Annotated in this window: 12 protein-coding genes and 1 pseudogene; 1 reads left to right on the top strand and 12 read right to left on the bottom strand. The window is 65.1% G+C overall.

Annotated elements, in window-relative coordinates; all coding sequences use genetic code 11:
* Positions 1–229: 229 nt before the first annotated feature.
* Positions 230–799: pseudogene (locus JWS13_RS32660) on the top strand (integrase core domain-containing protein); the annotation flags it as partial.
* 434 nt (positions 800–1233) lie between these two features.
* Here JWS13_RS32660 and JWS13_RS32655 read toward each other — a convergent pair.
* The 12 genes from JWS13_RS32655 to JWS13_RS32600 all read right to left on the bottom strand — a co-directional run bounded on the left by JWS13_RS32655 (position 1234) and on the right by JWS13_RS32600 (position 14117).
* Positions 1234–2076, bottom strand: a complete 843-nt coding sequence (locus JWS13_RS32655) for a 3-hydroxyacyl-CoA dehydrogenase family protein (protein WP_206009488.1) — start codon at positions 2074–2076, stop codon at positions 1234–1236.
* On the bottom strand, positions 2076–3272 hold the full coding sequence (locus JWS13_RS32650) for a thiolase family protein (protein ID WP_206009487.1): 1197 nt from the start codon (positions 3270–3272) through the stop codon (positions 2076–2078). The genes JWS13_RS32655 and JWS13_RS32650 overlap by 1 nt, the downstream gene beginning before the upstream one ends.
* Positions 3273–3414: 142 nt before the next feature.
* A complete protein-coding gene (locus JWS13_RS32645; protein WP_241032434.1) occupies positions 3415–4509 on the bottom strand; it encodes an NADPH:quinone oxidoreductase family protein in 1095 nt (364 codons plus the stop codon).
* Positions 4510–4821: 312 nt separating this feature from the next.
* Entirely contained in the window at positions 4822–6486 is a 1665-nt protein-coding gene (locus tag JWS13_RS32640) for an AMP-binding protein (RefSeq protein ID WP_206009486.1), read from the bottom strand.
* On the bottom strand, positions 6483–7550 hold the full coding sequence (locus JWS13_RS32635) for an acyl-CoA dehydrogenase family protein (protein ID WP_206009483.1): 1068 nt from the start codon (positions 7548–7550) through the stop codon (positions 6483–6485). The genes JWS13_RS32640 and JWS13_RS32635 overlap by 4 nt, the downstream gene beginning before the upstream one ends.
* Complete coding sequence (locus tag JWS13_RS32630; protein ID WP_206009475.1) at positions 7547–8323, bottom strand: enoyl-CoA hydratase-related protein; 777 nt, start codon at positions 8321–8323, stop codon at positions 7547–7549. Before JWS13_RS32630 ends, JWS13_RS32635 begins: the two co-directional genes overlap by 4 nt.
* Before the next feature lies 1 nt (position 8324).
* Positions 8325–9212 (bottom strand): 3-hydroxyacyl-CoA dehydrogenase family protein, encoded by an 888-nt coding sequence (locus tag JWS13_RS32625; protein ID WP_206009473.1) that lies wholly within the window; start codon positions 9210–9212, stop codon positions 8325–8327.
* A gap of 9 nt (positions 9213–9221) precedes the next feature.
* On the bottom strand, positions 9222–10100 hold the full coding sequence (locus tag JWS13_RS32620) for a 3-hydroxyacyl-CoA dehydrogenase family protein (RefSeq protein ID WP_206009471.1): 879 nt from the start codon (positions 10098–10100) through the stop codon (positions 9222–9224).
* Between the two features lie 21 nt (positions 10101–10121).
* A complete protein-coding gene (locus JWS13_RS32615; protein WP_206009469.1) occupies positions 10122–10874 on the bottom strand; it encodes an SDR family NAD(P)-dependent oxidoreductase in 753 nt (250 codons plus the stop codon).
* Positions 10871–12094, bottom strand: coding sequence for an acyl-CoA dehydrogenase family protein (locus tag JWS13_RS32610; protein ID WP_206009467.1), 1224 nt, complete (start codon positions 12092–12094; stop codon positions 10871–10873). The genes JWS13_RS32615 and JWS13_RS32610 overlap by 4 nt, the downstream gene beginning before the upstream one ends.
* Positions 12091–12882 (bottom strand): enoyl-CoA hydratase/isomerase family protein, encoded by a 792-nt coding sequence (locus JWS13_RS32605; protein WP_206009464.1) that lies wholly within the window; start codon positions 12880–12882, stop codon positions 12091–12093. The genes JWS13_RS32610 and JWS13_RS32605 overlap by 4 nt, the downstream gene beginning before the upstream one ends.
* Positions 12879–14117 carry a CaiB/BaiF CoA transferase family protein gene (locus tag JWS13_RS32600; RefSeq protein ID WP_206011837.1) on the bottom strand — a complete coding sequence of 413 codons (1239 nt, stop codon included), beginning with the start codon at positions 14115–14117 and terminating at the stop codon, positions 12879–12881. Before JWS13_RS32600 ends, JWS13_RS32605 begins: the two co-directional genes overlap by 4 nt.
* Positions 14118–14168: the final 51 nt, after the last annotated feature.

The raw sequence follows: 14168 nt of genomic DNA, 5'->3' as shown, positions 1-14168 counted from the left end.
TGGGGTCACACCGAAATTCAGAGACAATGAACGGTACGGATGGACACCGGTAGTTGCGTTCGATGAACGGGACGGCGACACGGTCAGGGCGGGAACGGTCAAGTTCTTCGCCGATGGCGTGATCGAGGCAGGCACCGCGGCGCTGCTGGCGCCCTACACGGACTGTCCGCATTCCCACGGCATCAGCAACTGGACCACGGACGAACTGTGCCGGGCCGCGGCCGAATGCGAGCACGACGAACCTGGCGACCTCGTGCACGTCGACATCAAGAAGCTCGTTCGCATCCCGGACGGCGGCGGACATCGTAGGCTTGGCCGCGCCGCCCGGACGGCACAACCGCTCCGGGGGCGGTTACTCCTACCTGCACCATGCTGTCGACGATCATTCCCGGCCGGCGTATTCGCCAGATCCTCTGCGACGAGAAGAAGGAGACCGCGGCCGGCTTCTGGTCGCGGTCGCACGACTTCTTCGCAGATCACCACATCACCGTCACTCGGGTGCTGGACCATAATGGATCGTGCTACCGCTCAATAACTTTCGCCGATGCACTCGGGCCGGACATCGCGCACAAGCGGACCCGACCGTACCGCCCCCAGCCCAACGGAAAAGTCGACGGTTCAATCCGGACCCTCGCCGCAGAATGGGCGTTCGCGGATACCTACCTCTCCGATGAGGCCCGAGCCGCGACCTTCAGGACTGGCGGCATCACTACAATCACCACCGACCCCATACCGGATCGGCGGCAAGTCGCCCATCGACCGCGTCCGCGTTCACAACGTCCCCAGGAATTACATCTAGGGCACCCCCGGCAGTGATGTCCGCGTCGGTTCGGGTTGACGGCGACGACCGGGACGGATCGCTCCCCCGTCCTGCCACCACGGCCTCGTACCGAGCGCAAACGCACCGGTGCCGCCGTGGCCGATCGCCGACGGGTAACGCTTCGAGGTCATCGTCGAAGGCCGGAGCAGTATGTCCCACTCTGGGTTGGAGGAAGTGAATCCGTCAGATCACTCCAATCCAGTCGAACACTGATTGCCTACGCTGACCACCGCCACATAGAAACTAGTGTCCACATCTCCGAGGGAAGATGTTCCCGATTACCAGAACTGTGCAGCAAGCTACCCACTGTGCGGTCTCCTCTGAGGCGTGCTCCTCACCAGATCGACGACACTCGCGGCCATGCGTCCTTGTTGACGTACGAAGGAGATAGCCCATAAAGTCTGGCTTGAATTTTACCAGGCGTAAAATCCTTGACCGGTCTTACGGCCGAGGTGACCTGCGTCGACCTTCTCCCGCAGGATGGCTGGTGGCTCGAATCGAGGACTAACCTCGCGGGCGAGGTGTTTAGCGATCGCCAACCGCACGTCGAGGCCGACAATGTCCGTGGTGCGCAGTGGACCCATGGGGTGCTTGTAACCCAGGGTCATCGCGGTGTCGATGTCCTCCGCTGACGCTACCCCCTCCTCAAGCATCCGCATCGCCTCGAGGGCAATCGCCACACCCAGCCGCGATGACGCGAACCCGGGAGAATCGGTGACTGTGATGGCGGTCTTGCCCAGCGCAGCAACCCATTCCTGTGCTTCGAGGGCCATTTGCGCTGCGGTCTTCGCACCGACCACTATCTCTACCAACTCGCTAGCAGGCACGGGGTTGAAGAAGTGCAGGCCAAGAAACCGCTCGGGTCGAGCCAGTCCGGTCGCCAGCTGATCCACCGACAATGAACTGGTGTTGGTGGCCAGGAAAGCTTCTGGGGCGAACTCCTCGATCCGTGCCAGTACTCGGGTCTTGAGATCGACGAGTTCCGGCACTGCTTCCACCACCAACCCGGACCCGGCCAGTGCCGCCGGATCGGTCGAGACTGTCAGCCGGTCCCTGACCTGGTCGACGGGTTCTGCGAGGGTGCCACGTTCGGCCGCTTTTGCCAGGCTGGCACTGACTCGCTGCGCCGCGGCAGTGGCAGCCGTTTTGTCGGCTTCGATCACCGTCACGGAGGCTCCGGCCAACAGGAATGCGTGCGCAATACCCGTTCCCATACGGCCGCCTCCGTACACACCGACGTTCAAGGGCAAAGTCATCAGTTCTCCGATCCGGACGAAACGTTTTCAAGGACGACGGCCAGTGCCTGGCCGACGCCGATACAAAGGGCCGCCACTCCCCACCTTTTCCGGTCCCGGACCAGACGGTGGGCGAGGGTGCCGAGGATTCTGGCGCCGGAGGCACCCAGCGGGTGGCCAATAGCGATCGCACCACCCCAGGAATTGACTATGTCGGGGTTGACCTTCCAAGCGTCGACGCATGCAAGTGATTGCACCGCGAAAGCCTCGTTGAGTTCAATGGCCCCCACCTCGTCCCAGCTAACTGCTGCTCGGGCGAGAGCCACGTTGGCGGCCTCTACCGGCGCGAACCCGAAGTCTTGCGGGTCAAGCGCATACATACCCCGCCCGGCGACCCGGGCCAGCGGTGCCGAACCTATCCGCTCGAACGCCGCCTCTGACCCCAGAAGCAACGCCGACGCGCCATCGTTGAGCGGGCTCGCATTCCCGGCGGTGATCGTTCCGGCCTTTCGAAAAGACGGCTTTAGCGTGGACAGCTTGTCAATTGTCGTCCCGGGCCGGATCCCCTCGTCTCGGAAGAGATCGACGCCTGGGACACTAATCACGAGATCGTCGTACCACCCCTCACTCCAAGCGGTATCGGCCAGAACGTGTGAACGGACCGCGAACTCGTCCTGTCTCTGCCGGGAGATCGAAAATCGGTCCGCGAGCATTTCGTTACACTCTCCCAGTGACACCGTCCACGCGGCGGGCATCTGCGGATTCACCAATCGCCATCCCAGCGTGGTCGACACCGCAGCGATATCTCCCGCGGGGTAGGCCCGCGACGGCTTCGGCAATACCCATGGCGCGCGCGTCATTGATTCCACTCCCCCGACCAGCACGATATCCGCATCCCCCGACTCCACGGTTCGCGATCCCAACATGGCCGCGTCCAGAGACGATCCGCATAACCGGTTCACCGTGGTCGCCGGCACACTCGTCGGCAATCCCGCGAGCAGCACCGCCATGCGTCCGACGTTACGATTCTCCTCACCGGCGCCGTTGGCATTGCCCCAGACGACGTCACCAATTTCCGACGGATCCAGGGTTGGAACCTTCGTTAGCAAGCCCGAAATAGCCGCCGCAGCCAGATCATCCGGACGCTTATCAGCCAGCTCTCCACCGAAACGCCCGAACGGGGTGCGGGCCGCGGCATAGAGATATGCCTCGGTCATTAGATCTCCTTTGCGACGAGTTCGGATCTCACGTTCGGCCGGCGTGTGGTGACGAGGCAGTCTCGTACCGGTGCTCGGTGGCCCTGCGCGATGTGCTGTTCCGGGTGCGGCCAGTGGGTTGGGGCGACGAACAAGACTGTCATCAGGCGAGCCCTGTGGAGACGACGACCTTGCCCTTGGCCTTGCCGTCTTTGAGGTACTGCAGGGCGTCGGCAACGTTGTCCAACGGAAAGGTGGTGTCAATAGCAGCATTGATGTGGCCTTGGTCGAACAACTCGAAAATCTCAGCCAGGGTTGACCGCATCATTGTGGGTTCGCGGTCGTGGTAGTCACTGCTCTGGAGACCGATCAGGCTGATGTTCTTCACTAGAATGTGTCCGGGCTTGATGGAATTCTGACTGCCGGAGGCGAACCCGACGATCACAATCCGGCCTTCCCAGGCAGTCGCGCGGATGATCTGGGTGAGAATTTCGCCGCCGAGCGTCTCGAGAACGACGTTGACGCCCGCGCCATCGGTAGCGGCGAGCAGGTCGTCACGTAATGTTTCCGGAGTGGAGGTGAGCACGAGGTCTGCACCCTGCCGCCGCGCGAGTTCACCCTTGACTTCGTCGTGGGCGAGGGCAATTACTCGGGCGCCCTTTGCCTTCGCCAACTGCACGCCGGCCGACCCGACTCCGCCGCCCGCACCGGTGACCAGGACCGTCTCGCCCGGCTGCACCTGGCCGCGGCGAAACAGGCCGAGATGCGCCGTGGAGGCTACGAGCCCGAGGGCCGCGGCTTCCTCATAGCTCATGCTGTCCGGCAGCTCCACTACCAATTCCTCCGACACCACCAGCTGCTCGGCGTAGCCGCCGTACTCGACAAGTGTCAGGACCCGCTGCCCGACGGCGATGCGGGCGACACCCTCTCCGACCGCAAGGACCCGACCCGCGGCCTCCTTGCCGGGGCTGAACGGTCGCGGCGGAAGGTTCTGGTAGCTGCCTTCAACAACGAGGATGTCCGGAAAGTTGATGCTGACCGCGCCGACCTCGATGACCACCTCCCCGGGACCGGGAACCGGATCGGGGACATCCGCGATCACCAGGCCGGACGGAGGTCCGAACTCCGTGACTAGAGCCGCACGCATGGTGAGTTCCTTAAATTCGTAGATGCAGTTTCGTTGTTCAGGCATCCCGCACACGAGCAGGCGGCGCGAGGTTCGATGACGTTGTGCTCTGACCGGGGTGGGCCGGGTCATGGGTGGACAAGCAGTGACAACGCGAGTTCGTGATGGCCTAGATCGCGCCGCGGCGATAGCCGTGGGCGGAGCTGGCCGATCATGATGCTGGCTCCACCGTAGAGTCGATGTGATGCCGCTGGCGCGGGTACCCATTGAAATTCGCTTCAGGGTTCGCATTCCGATTCCGCCGCGGGTTCCAGAACACCGCAGGCGGGAAGGTCCAGCCAGCTTGGCACTATCGGTTCAGGGGCCGTCCACCATGTGTGCGTCCAATGCCCGCGTGAAGGCCAACAAACCGATTCGGTTGACCGGTCAGGGCTTGCCGAGTGGTCACACGATCATCTCCCGAAGCTTGAACTTCTGAATTTTACCGCTGGGAGTCATCGGCAGCTCCGCGAGTGCGACCACCCGCTCCGGTAGGTAGTGCTTGGAGAGCCCCTGGGAGAGAAGGTAATCACCCAAAGTTTCTACGGTCGGCTCCGGGCAGCCGGCTTTGACGACGAGGACTGCGCACACCCGCTCACCGAGCCGATCATCGGGCAGGCCGACGACGGCGGCGTTCAGCACGTCGGGATGGTCGAAAATGATCGACTCGACGTCCGTGACCGGGATGTTTTCGCCGCCGCGGATGATGATGTCTTTGGTTCGTCCCCGCAGGGACAACCAGCCGTGCTCGTCGAGGCTGGCCCGATCGCCGGTCTTGAACCACAATCCTGGTGCGAAGGCATCGGCGGTCGCGTCGGGCCGATCGTAGTATCCGTAGATCACCGACGGACCACGGACGAGTAGATCACCGACCTCGCCCACTGCGACGTCCGCGCCGTTCTCGTCGACGACCCGCGCCTCCGAGCCGGCGAAGACCGAGCCGTCTGTGCTCTGGATCGTATCGGGTTCGGTCGGCGTACACGAGACGATGATGCTGCACTCGGTCATTCCCCAGGCCGGGCAGATGTAGGCGCCGAGTGCCTCTTGTGCCTGCGCCGGCAGACCCCGTGGTACTGACGAGCCTGCGATGACAAGGCATTTCAATGGGTTGGACGGGTCCCCGGCCAGGTCGGTGCGAACCATGTCTTGCAGGAAGGCTGGTGCTCCGAAGAACGTGGTCACCCCTTCCTGTCGTATCACCTGCACACCCCATTTCGGGTCCCAGCGATCGACGTGCACCCCCGTCCCGCCGAGCACGACCGTGAAGAGGATGCCCCATACAAAACCTGTGTGGTGGCCGACCGGTGACGCCACCAGTTGGACCATCGGATCCCCGTAGGCGGTCGGTCCCACGTGTGTCGCCTGTTGCCGGGCTGAGTAGATCAGAGTGTTGTGGCTGTGCATCGCACCCTTCGGCTCGCCGGTGGTGCCGGAGGTGAAGCCGAGGTAGCAGACCCGGCTGGGTTCCGGGTCCGGGAACTGGCGGGTGGGCACATCGGCATGGCTGGACCACAGCGACTCGCCGTCCAGGAGGTCTGAATCGTCCTCGTCGAGGACGATCACGTGCTCGAGGGTGGGAATCTGCGCACGGAGCGTACGGGAGAGTTCGAGGGTATCGTTGCTGCGCCAGCGGCGCGGGATGACCAGTACCTTGGCCCTACTGCGCCGCAGGATCGCCGCAGCTTGCTTCTCACCGTAGGCGACCGGGATACCTGCATAGATCGCGCCGATCTCGTTGATCCCGAAGACCATCTCGGGGTATTCCACCCAGTTCGGCAGCATCAGCACGACCGCATCGCCGACACCGACACCGAGCGCGGCGAAGACGCGCGCGGCGTGGTGCGCGTTCTGGTCGAACTCCCGGTAGGTACGGGTGATCCGATTGCCCTCGCTGCGGCGGCCGATCAGAGCGAGTCGGTCGGGGTCGGTCTCGGCGATGTCTGTCAGCAGCGATCGGATCGACCGGTTCTCCCACCAGCCCTCGGCTCGCCAGGCCTCGGCGGTCTCGTCGTCGATCGGTGTGGCCTGCCCGTCGAGGACGTCGGCCAGTGGCCGGTAGGTCGAGGTCATGACACGTCCTTCCAGAGGGCAGTGGGCGCGGGCGGAAGGCTTACGAGAGCGCGGGCGGTGGCGACCGCGCCACCCTGGGTGTCGACCGCGGCGCGGAGCGACACCGCGTCGCGCAGTCGACGCTCGGCGCTGTACTCCGCTAGGTAGCCATAGCCGCCGTGCGACTGCAGGGCGTCGGCAGCGACCTGGATCGCGCTGTCGCACGCCTGCTGCGCGACGGCAAACGTCTGCACCGGGTCCTCGGCGGTCAGAGCGGCGCCGAGTGTGGTTATCGAGCGGGTGGCCTGGTAGAGCAGGGACTGACGCACCGTGGGAATTGCGGTGAGTGTGTTACCGAATTGACGGCGGTCGGCTGCGTAGTCCGCGGCCGCATCAGCAGCGGCACCAGCGATACCGGCCGCGACAGCGGCCGCGCCGAGCCGCAGCCGGTTTCTGGCGGCGTTGGCGTCGATTCCGGTCAGTTCGTGGAGTGTGTCACCGGCGGCGTCGACATCGGCGGTTCGCGTGAGTGCGCCGCCGAGCCCGGTGCGCCGCAGCGGAGTGAACGTCACCGCGGCCGGAGACACCAGTAGAGCTGTGTCGTCACCGTCGAGCACCAGCAAGTACGGCTGTGCGGCGGCCGCGTCGACTCGGTCGATCGAGCCGGTGAGCGTATTGCCGGTGAATGCCAACCGGACATGCGACGAGACGCTGTCGGCGACCGCGACGGATGCCTGACCGGTATGGATCTGGGCGACGAGGTCGGCGAACCGGTTGTCGTCGGCGAGGACGTCGACGGCGGCGTGCGCCTGCGCGGCCGCCCAGCCCAGCGCGGGCCAGGCACGGCCGAGCCGTTCGAGGGCCAGTGCGGTCAGGTCCCGTGCCGCACCTCCCCCACCCGCGGATTCGACTGTGCCGAGGGTCCAGACCCCGAGTTCGGCTAGTTCGGTGACCAACCCGGCCACCGCATCCGGTTCGTCGTCGAGCACCGGATTGTGCGCGGCGACGAAGGCGTCCAACATGGCGCGTAGATCGCCCTGATCGCTGTGGAGGGCGGGACCCCACCACCCCGATGACCAGCTCACGACCAGAAACTCTCGGTCTTGGGTTGACGGCGCTCGCCGAACGCAGCACTGACTTCGTGCGCCTCCTTGGTCTGGAGGTAGAGGGTCAGCTGCTGGTCGTGGGCCATCCGTGCCTGGCCTGAGACCCCGTTGTGGCGGGCGGAGAAGGCGCCCTTCATCCCGCCGATCGCCAGCGGGCTTCGGCTCGTGATCTCGCGGGCCACCTCGGCGGCGCGAGCCTGGAGTTCCTCCGAAGGAACGACCTCGTTGACTAGGCCCATCTCGCGGGCCTGCTCGGCGGTGTACTTCTTGTTCAGGTACCACATCTCCTTGGCGCGCTTACGACCGATGGTGTCCTCGAGGTACCAGCTGCCGTATCCGGCGTCGAAGCTGCCCACCATCGGGCCGACCTGCCGGAAGACCGCGTTATCCGATGCGATGGTGAGGTCGCACACGGTGTGCAGCACGTTTCCGCCGCCGACCGCGAAGCCGTTGACGGCGGCGATGATCGGCTTCGGGATGGTGTCGATCGCCTGGTAGACGTCGATGATCGGCAGCACCTGGGACTGGTCGAGGGAGGTGATCGGATCGTGTTCGCCGCCGATGCAGAAGAACTTTTCGCCGGCACCGGTCAGTACCGCGGCACGCAGTTGCGGATCGAGTCGGAACTTCTGCAGTGCGTCGATGAGCTCCAGGCAGGTCTGGTACCGGAATTTGTTTCCTGCGTCGGGCCGATTGAGGGTGATGGTGAGGACTGGGCCGTCAGTGCTGGTCAGGATGTCGTCGTATGCCATGTCAGTTCTTCTCCTCGGTGGGCTGTCCGGTGCGGAATCCGTGGCCGTTCTTGTCGCCGAGCCGGTCGGCGGCGACCATCTGACGCAGCAGGGGTGGCGGCGCGTATCGCGAGTCCAGTGTGGCGGCGTATGCCGCTTCGGATGCGTGGAGGTGGTCGTCGAGCCCGATCGTGTCGAGCATCTTCAGGGGCCCGGTCTTGTAGCCGAGACCGAGCTCGAGGGCGACGTCGATGTCCTCCGCGGTGGCCAATCCGTCGTCGTACTCCGCGATGACGTCGTTGAGATAAGGCAACAATAGGGAATTGATCAAGAACCCGGGCCGGTCCCTGACTACGACTGCGGATTTCTCGGCGAGGGTGTCGACGAAGGCGACGAGCCGCTCGATCAGGTCCCCGTCGGTCTGCAGAGCGCGCACCACCTCAATGGTGCGCTGTACCGGTGCTGGGTTGAAGAAGTGCAGCCCGGCCACACGCGCCGGGTTGGGCAGTGCGGCAGCAAGGTCGGTGACCGAGAGTGCAGAGGTGTTGGTCAGGAGGGGAATTTGTTCCCCCACCACGGTGGCGACTTCACGCAACAGGACCGTCTTCACCTCTGCGTTCTCGGTGACCGACTCGATTACGGCGTCGACACCGGCGAGGTCGGCGACGTGCGTGGTGGTGATGATCCGGGTCAGTACCGCGGTCTTGTCCTCGTCGGTGCCGGTGCCGCGGGCGATGCTGTCGTCGAGGAACGCGGTGACTGCGGCGCTGCCCGCTTCCAGACGGTCCTGGTCTGTGTCGAGGACGATCACCGTGCGCCCGGAGGAGGCCAGCACGTGGGCGATGCCGGCGCCCATGGTGCCGAACCCGAGCAGACCGATCGTCGAGAAGTCGGTGGTGGACTCGCTCATGGTTACTCCTCAGGACCCGAAGAGTCGGGTGTCGTCGTAGTCGTAGAAGCCGCGGCCGGTCTTGCGGCCCAGATCGCCCGCCGCGACCATCCGCTCGACCATCGGCGGCGGGAAGAACTTCGGGTCGCGCAATTGCTCGTAGAGGCGGGTGGCGACCTGCTGGTGGATGTCCATGCCGACGATGTCGAGGAGCCGGAACGGCCCCATCGGGTGGCCGAGGGATCCGAGCACGGCGGCGTCGATCGACTCCTTGGTTCCCCGCCCCGCCTCGAGTGCGTGGATGCAGGAGTTCTCCCACGGAATGAGGAAACGGTTGACGATGAATCCGGGACGGTCCTGGGTGACCACGCTCGTCTTGCCGAGCGAGCCGAGGAATTCGATGGTCGCCTTGTGTGCCCAGTCGGCGGTGTGCCGGCCGTCGGCGACCTCGACGAGCTTCATCAGCGGCGCCGGGTTGCAGTAATGGGTGCCGACGACCCGCTCCGGCAGCCGGGAGCCGGAGGCGATCCCGGTGACCGACAGCGTCGAGGTGTTCGTGTGGAACAGCGTTGACTCCGAGACGATCTCGTCGAGGCGGCCGAAGGTGTCCTTCTTCAGCTGCAGGTCCTCGAAGACCGCCTCCACGATCACATCGCACGACGCGAGGTCGGTGAGATCGGTGGTGCCGACGAGCCCGTTCTTGGCGGCGTGTCCAGCGTCTGCGTCGAGCTTGCCGAGCTTGACGCTCTTGTCGAAGAAGCCGCGCACGGTGTCGATGCCGCGCTGCAGGTTGGCCTCGTTGATGTCGAAGAGGATCGTCTGGTGACCGGCACGGGCCATCACGGTCGCGATACCTGAGCCCATGGTTCCGGCGCCGAGGACGGCGACGGTCTTGCTGTCGTTACTCACTGGTTGTCCTCCGGTCGGTTTTCAGCGGACGCTCTGGCCGCCATCGATGACGATGACCTCGCCAGTCATGAAATTCGAGTCACCGCCGGCAAGCAGCAGCAACCAGGGTTTGAGTTCATCGGGTTCGCCCAGCCGGCGCGCGGGGATGGCACGCACCACGCTGGCCAAGGCGTCGGCGTCATCACGCATCTCGGCGTTGAGGGCTGTAGCGAAGTACCCGGGTGCAATGGCATTGACCTGGATGCCGTAGCGCGCCCACTCGATCGCCATCGAACGGGTGAAGGCAATGACCCCGGCCTTGGATGCGGAGTACGCAGCGTGGTTGGCGACACCCTGCAAGGCGAAGTTGGAGGCGATGTTGACGACCTTGCCCGATTTCTGTGCAAGCAGATGGCGGCCGACGGCCCGGGTGGCGAGATAGGTGCCGCGCAGATTGGTGGCGACGACCCGATCCCATTCCTCGGCGGACTGCTCGACGAGGGGGGTGGACGCGACGATCCCGGAGTTGTTGACCAGTACGTCCACTCGACCGAAGGTCTCGACGGTGGCCTCGACCATCCGCTCCACGGACGTCTCGTCGGTGATGTCGGTCGGACATGCCAACGCCTGGCCACCGGCGGCCTTCGCCTCCTCGACGAAGCTGTCGAGTTCGGCGCTGGTGCGGGCGGCCACGGTAACCGCAGCACCCGCCTCGACCAACGCGTGGGCCATCGATCGGCCCAGCCCACGGCCGGCTCCGGTGACGATCGCGACTTTGCCTTCCAGTGATGTCATGCCAGTTCCTTCATCGCACGGGTGGTCTCGCGGCCGATGAGCAGCCGCTGAATTTCGTTGGTGCCGTCGTAAATCTGCGTGACTTTCGCGTCGCGCAGGCACCGCTCGACACCGATATCGGCGAGGTCGCCGTAGGGGCCGAGAATGCGGGCGGCTTCGATCGAGGCCGAAAAGCCCAGGTCGGTGCAGGACTGCTTCATCACACCGATCTGGCCGGGGGTGATGTGCGGATCGGTGTCAGCCTGACGGGCGACCGCCTGCAGCAGTAGCCTGCCCTGGAGGATCCGGCCGCGCAGGTCGGCGAGGGCGAAGGTGTGCTCGTCGGAGAGGCGGCTGCCATGCAGCCGGGTCAGCGCGGCCAGCGTCCGGGCATACGCCGCGCGCGCGAGCCCGACGCCCTGAGCGGCGGCGCTGATCCGGGACTTGACCACCGAACTCATCACAACCGACCAGCCGCCTCCCTCGGTTCCGAGGAGATTGTCCCGCGGGATCTCGACCTGGTCGAAGAAGAGTTCGGCGGTGCTCGAGCCGTGCATCCCCATCTTGTGGAACGGCTGGCCGTGGCCAACTCCGGCCCAGCCGCCCTCGACGACGAATGCGGTGATTCCGTCGCGGCCACGCGATCGATCCACGGTGGCGAAGCAGATGATCACGTCGGCGCGGTCTCCGGTGGTGATGAACGTCTTCTGCCCAGTGAGCGACCAACCGTCATCAGTCGGTGTGGCGGTCGTCGTCAGGCTCGACACGTCGGATCCCGCGTCGGGCTCGGTGATTCCGAGTGACCCGTAGAGTGACCCGTCGAGCAGCCCGGGAATGTAGCGGCGCTGCAGCTCGTCGGTTCCGGTGAGCAGGATCGGGTAGGCCGCGTGCATTTGCGTCATGAAGACCAGGCTCGTTGCCGCGCAGCCGGCGGTGATTTCCTCCATCGCCACGGCGTAGGCGACGTTGGTGTCGGCTGTGCCACCGAGGTGTTCGGGGAAGATCAGTCCGCACAGACCTGCCGCGGCCAGCGCCTGGACGCTCTCATGAGCGAATTCGTGGGTTGTGTCGAGGTGCGCCGCCCGGGGTGCGACCTCGCGGGCCACGACGTCCCGGGTCTGTGCGCGCACCTGTAATTCGCGGTCGGTGAGCGCTGCGTCCGCCGCAGGCTCGTCAAGCAGCTCGTGCAGTGTCAGATACGCCTTCGGGTCGGTATCGATTTCGAGTGGTTCGACACTCATCGGTGCGCCTCCGGGTTCGCGAATTTCGCGGGCCGGCGCTCGAGGAACGCGCCGATGCCCTCGGTGGACTCGTCGCCTGCGACAGCCAGTGCCGCCAGTCCCGTCTCGACGCCGAGCCCGGCATCGAGTGGGGCGTCACGACCGACCTCGAGGGCGTGCAGGATGGCGCGGACCGCCAACGGGCCCTGTGCTGCGATCTTCTCGGCGAGGGCGGTCGCAGTGGCCAGCAACTGATCGGGCTCGACTGGTGGGAGAGGGGTCAGTCCGAGCGCGTAGGCGCGGTCCGCGTCGAGTCGGCTCCCGGTGAGCATCAGGTGCGCGGCCACACGCTCACCCACCGCCCGAGGCAACCGCTGGGTGCCGCCGTATCCGGGAATCAGTCCCAGACCGGATTCGGGCAGTCCGAGTGACGCTTTCGTCGACAGCACGGGCAGGGTTGAGGTGAGAATGAGTTCGAAACCGCCACCAAGGGCAAGTCCATTGACTGCAGTGATGATCGGGATCGGTGCCTGCTCCATGGCACGGAAGATGCGCTGACCCAAGGCCATAACCTCCCGGGCGCGATCCGGCCCCATCCCCGCGAGTTCCTTCAGGTCCGCTCCCGCGCTGAAGGCCTTCTCTCCGCTACCTGTGAGCACGACCGCACGCACTGCGGGATCGGCGGCCGAGTAGGTGACGGCGTCTAATAGAGCGGCTATCACGTCGGTGTTGAGGGCATTGAAGGCTTCAGGTCTATTGATCGTCACTGTCGTGACCGACCCTGCACGCTCGACTTTGACCACGCTCATGAGACAGCTTCCTCGCGTACAACGTTCGTCGGCTCGGTGACCGCGCCACTGACAAGCAAGCCGGCCACTTCGTCGTGGCTGTAGCCGAGCTCGAGCAGTACCTCGCGGGTGTCGGCGCCGAGATCCGGGAAGCGTTCGTTGCGTAGCGGCATTGAAGCGAGTCGGAAGGGGCTGTGCACCGTGACAAGTTCCCCCGCTGAGTCGGGTACTGGAAGCAGTGCACCTCGGGCCACAACCTGCGGGTCCTTGACGACCTCTGACAGCGTCTGGACCAGCGCGACGGGAACGTCAACCTCGCCAAGAATGCGAAGCCAGTCCGTGGCCGTCCGGGTGACGAGACGTTGCGCGATGATGTCGGTGATCCGTGCTCTGTGCTCGCGGCGGCCGGCGTTGTCTGCGAGTGACGGGTCTGTTGCGAGTTCGGGGAGGTCGACGGCGGTGCAGAAGCGTTGCCACATCGCATCGTTGCCGATCGCGATGACGATGCTGCGGTCCGAGGTGTCAAAGGGTTGGTAGACGGCGAGTACGGAGTCGGTTCCGCCGCTGGGGGCCGGCTCGGACTCCCCTGCGTGGTACGCCGCGATACGGGGCGCCATGAGCGCGAGGTCGGTATCGAGCAGCGAGACGTCGATGATCTCGCCTTCCCCGGTGCGGGCCTGTCGTACGGCGGCTGCGTTGATTGCGATCGCGGCGCACATGCCGGTGACCACGTCCGAGAGGGCGGTCGAGACGCGTTGAGGGCTGCCACCCTTTTCGCCGGTGACCGACATCAGCCCGGAACGTGCCTGCGCGACGAGGTCGTATCCCGGCAGGTCGCTGTCCGGGCCGTCCAGGCCGAAGCCGGACATCGCGCAGTAGATCAGCCTTGGATTGCGCCGACGAAGCGTGTCGCCGTCGATTCCCAAGCGAACGAGCTTGGCCGGGTTCGTGTTCTGCAGGAAAACATCTGCGGTGTCGAGCAGCCGCAGCAAGACCTGCCGCCCGCATACCGAGCCCAAATCGAGGACCACGGACTTCTTGTTGCGGTTGGCCGAGGCGAACCATGCCGAAGTTCCGTCGACGAAGGGCGGACCCCAACTGCGGGCGTCGTCGCCATAGCCCGGCCGCTCGACCTTGATGACCGTGGCCCCGAGGTCGGCAAGGTACATCGCTGCTGTGGGTCCGGCGTAGGACGTGGTCATGTCGACCACCCGCAAGCCCGTCAGCGGCCCTTCGGTCTGGACGTTTGTGGTCATCGGCGTCCTTCGCAACTCGTTCGTACAATGATTGATTGGTGTCGCGGCCCG

It is taken from the genome of Rhodococcus pseudokoreensis (assembly GCF_017068395.1).
GTDB classification, from domain to species: Bacteria; Actinomycetota; Actinomycetes; order Mycobacteriales; family Mycobacteriaceae; genus Rhodococcus_F; species Rhodococcus_F pseudokoreensis.
The sequence above is the reverse complement of the archived record's forward strand: the minus strand, read 5'-3'. Positions and strand labels throughout refer to the sequence as shown.